Consider the following 2,679-nt stretch of genomic DNA (forward strand, 5'->3'; position numbering starts at 1 on the left):
CCAACGAGGTTTATCTGCCGCGGAATCGCTTGCGGCTGGACCTGGTGCTTTCGGCACGGCAGATAAACGCTATTAGGTGGCGAACAAATGAATCGCGTGATTCCCCTCGCTGACAGCGACAGCACTCGGCAGGTCTTGGCGGATGTGGCCGAGTACGGTTGGCACGTGGTCCACATCTTGCCGGACGAGCGGGGGCCTGGCTGGTCGTTCTCGATCGGCCTCTTTCACACGTTCGGGCATCCGGAGTTCGTCGTATTTGGGCTGCCCTCGGAGCGCGCACAGCCGATCATCAACGGGCTCGGCGCCCGAATTCGGTCGGGCAGCCTGTTCACGCACGATAGCGAGGATACCGATGTCCTCACGGGCTATCCCGTTCGCTTCGTCGCCGTACCCGAGTCATGTTCCGGGAATTACTTCGGCTACGCCATCTGGTTCTACCGGCACCAGCCGTTCCCTGTTCTTCAGGTCGTATGGCCTGATCGATCAGGGCGGTTTCCCTGGCAGTCTGGCTACGACCCGTCTCTTCAAGGCGCTCAGCCCGTTCTCGGCAGCGCCACCTCTCAGGACACACACCCCAAGTAATTGATTGGCAATGGTGCGTTTACGCGGTTCGTGAAATGGTGATGAGTTTCAGGCCGAGTTTTTCGGCGCGCTGGGAGAGTTGTCGGACGACTCGTTCGCGCTAGCGTTCCTCGAAGTAGTCCTGGCCTTGGTCAGTGTATTCAGCCCGGCCTGAGCTACTCCGTACATTCTCTCAGTCCGGGCTTACAGTACCTGCCTCCGCAGACAGCTTAGCTCGAACGTTGAACATCATAGGCTGCTCCGATGGGCTATCACGTCACCATCCTGCGCTCAAGTAAAGGTAAGCAACTTCCAATCTCGCTGAACGAGGCCGTAGCCGCGGCCAAGAGCATTGAGGGCTGGAGCTGCACCGAAACGCCACCGACCTTTGAGTACAGCAGCGCCGAAGGTTCATCCGCTTTTTTGGTACCGAGATGGGGAACTCTGGACAAAGAATCCGGAGGATTGGGCTATAAATGCGATGGTCGCCTTAGCCAGGCGCTTGGGGGCGAGGGTACGCGGTGACGAATGGGAAACTTGCGACAATGACAACACCTATCTCCACCCAGACGATATCTCCCTCCGAGCAGAGGCGACGACCAAGTCGAAAGCACTGCTTTCGCGCGAGCTGAAACAACAGCGACTGATCCGCAATGCTTTCATCGGCCTCTTCGTTGTACTCAGCATCATCGTCTTCCTTATTGGAAAATGGTTCGAGAAACACTGACGTCCAACCCGGCAGTCAACCGGACGCCGAATAAGCAGCGCGCCATGTTCTCAAACGCCTGCGCGGCGCCGGTTACCTCTACCTTGGCAAGCGCTGATCAATGGACGTCAAGGCGCGCCAAGGCTGCTGCATATAGAGCGTGGAAAGGAACACCCGGTAACTGTGAGTACCCGCGTGCTGGCGATGATTCGCTTGGCCTCATCAGCCGTGGCGGTGTGGGGTAAGCACTGGCTTCCCGGCGGCGCCCGCACAGAACCCGTTGACAGCGGTCATGCACCGGGTGATCGGCGCTTGCCAACTGAGGAAAATGGGATCATTCGCGCGCGCCGGCCTGCTCCGTCGCTGCCGCCGGTAACCCGGCGGGCTGGCCGCCAGTACGCAGATTGATCGTCACAATACCGATCAGGATCAGCGCACAACCGCCGAGACCGGCAAGATCCAGCCGGTCGCCCATCAGCAGATAGCCGAAGAGCGCGGCGAACACCGTCTCCGATGAGAGGATGATCGCCGCGTCGGCAGCGTCGGCGTAGCGCTGCGCAATCACTTGGCAGGAAAAGGCGATACCGACCGAGAGCACCCCGGTGTACAGGATGGGCAGTGCGGCTGCCCGCAGCGCCGCCAGATCGACGCCTTCGAAGAGCAGCGCAGCAATGAGAGCAAGCACGCCGCAGACGAAGAACTGCCCGCCAGCAACGAGAAAAGGCGCCGCCAGGCGATCGGCGACACGCCCGACGAGCAGCACGTGCAGCGCCCAGGGCAAGGCCGAGGCGATCACCCACAGATCGCCGACCCCAATGCTCAGCGCATGCGCACCGGAAAGCAGGAAAGCGCCGAGCAGACAACTCAGGCCGGTAGGCCACACCGACCAGTGCGGCAGTTGGCGCAGGAGCAGCCAGCCGAGCAGCGGCACCAGCGGAACGTAGAGCGCGGTCAGAAAACCTGCGTTGGTCACCGTCGTGCTGATCAGCCCGGTCTGCTGCATCACCGCGCCGAGCAACAGGAAGACGCCCAGGCCTCCGATCTGCCAGACCCCGCGACGACGCTCTTGCGCCCGGGCCGCCGTTCGGCGCAGACCTTGCCATTCGCGCCAGCTCAGCGGCGCGACAACCAGCGCGCCGATCAGAAAGCGCACACCGGTGAAGGCCATCGGCCCGATATCGGCCATGCCGTGGCTTTGTGCGACAAAAGCCGATCCCCAGATCAGGGCTACCAGGGTCAGCAACAGGTTGGCCTGGACGCGGCTCATCGAGCAAACCGCCAAGCCAGGCGGCAGCACGCGGGCGCGGCATGGCCGGCGCTCGGCAACCGGCGACCACCGCGTGCGCTTATTGCACGCGTATCTCGACCCGCCTGCCCTCCTCCGGGCTGCCGCTGCCGATCGTCGACTCGGG

Annotated in this window: 3 protein-coding genes; 2 read left to right on the forward strand and 1 reads right to left on the reverse strand. The window is 62.2% G+C overall.

What is annotated here, in order from left to right:
- Positions 1 to 87 precede the first annotated feature (87 nt).
- Both RKP46_RS16305 and RKP46_RS16310 read left to right on the forward strand, forming a co-directional pair.
- Complete coding sequence (locus RKP46_RS16305; protein WP_311107593.1) at positions 88 to 582, forward strand: DUF4262 domain-containing protein; 495 nt, start codon at positions 88 to 90, stop codon at positions 580 to 582.
- A 460-nt stretch (positions 583 to 1,042) separates the two neighbouring features.
- Positions 1,043 to 1,288, forward strand: coding sequence for a hypothetical protein (locus RKP46_RS16310; protein ID WP_311107594.1), 246 nt, complete (start codon positions 1,043 to 1,045; stop codon positions 1,286 to 1,288).
- Between the two features lie 313 nt (positions 1,289 to 1,601).
- Here the strand turns inward: RKP46_RS16310 and RKP46_RS16315 are convergent, their stop codons facing one another.
- The gene (locus RKP46_RS16315; protein ID WP_311107595.1) at positions 1,602 to 2,534 is read right to left on the reverse strand and encodes a DMT family transporter; all 933 of its coding nucleotides are present in this window, start codon (positions 2,532 to 2,534) and stop codon (positions 1,602 to 1,604) included.
- Positions 2,535 to 2,679: the final 145 nt, after the last annotated feature.

The sequence above is a fragment of the Accumulibacter sp. genome, assembly GCF_031732815.1.
In the GTDB taxonomy this organism is placed as follows: domain Bacteria; phylum Pseudomonadota; class Gammaproteobacteria; order Burkholderiales; family Rhodocyclaceae; genus Accumulibacter.

Bases quoted from the DNA above. Each gene is read 5' to 3' on its own strand.
- RKP46_RS16310 (WP_311107594.1), top strand. From the start codon at position 1,043: ATGGTCGCCTTAGCCAGGCGCTTGGGGGCGAGGGTACGCGGTGACGAA.
- RKP46_RS16315 (WP_311107595.1), bottom strand. From the start codon at position 2,534: ATGAGCCGCGTCCAGGCCAACCTGTTGCTGACCCTGGTAGCCCTGATC.
- RKP46_RS16305 (WP_311107593.1), top strand. From the start codon at position 88: ATGAATCGCGTGATTCCCCTCGCTGACAGCGACAGCACTCGGCAGGTC.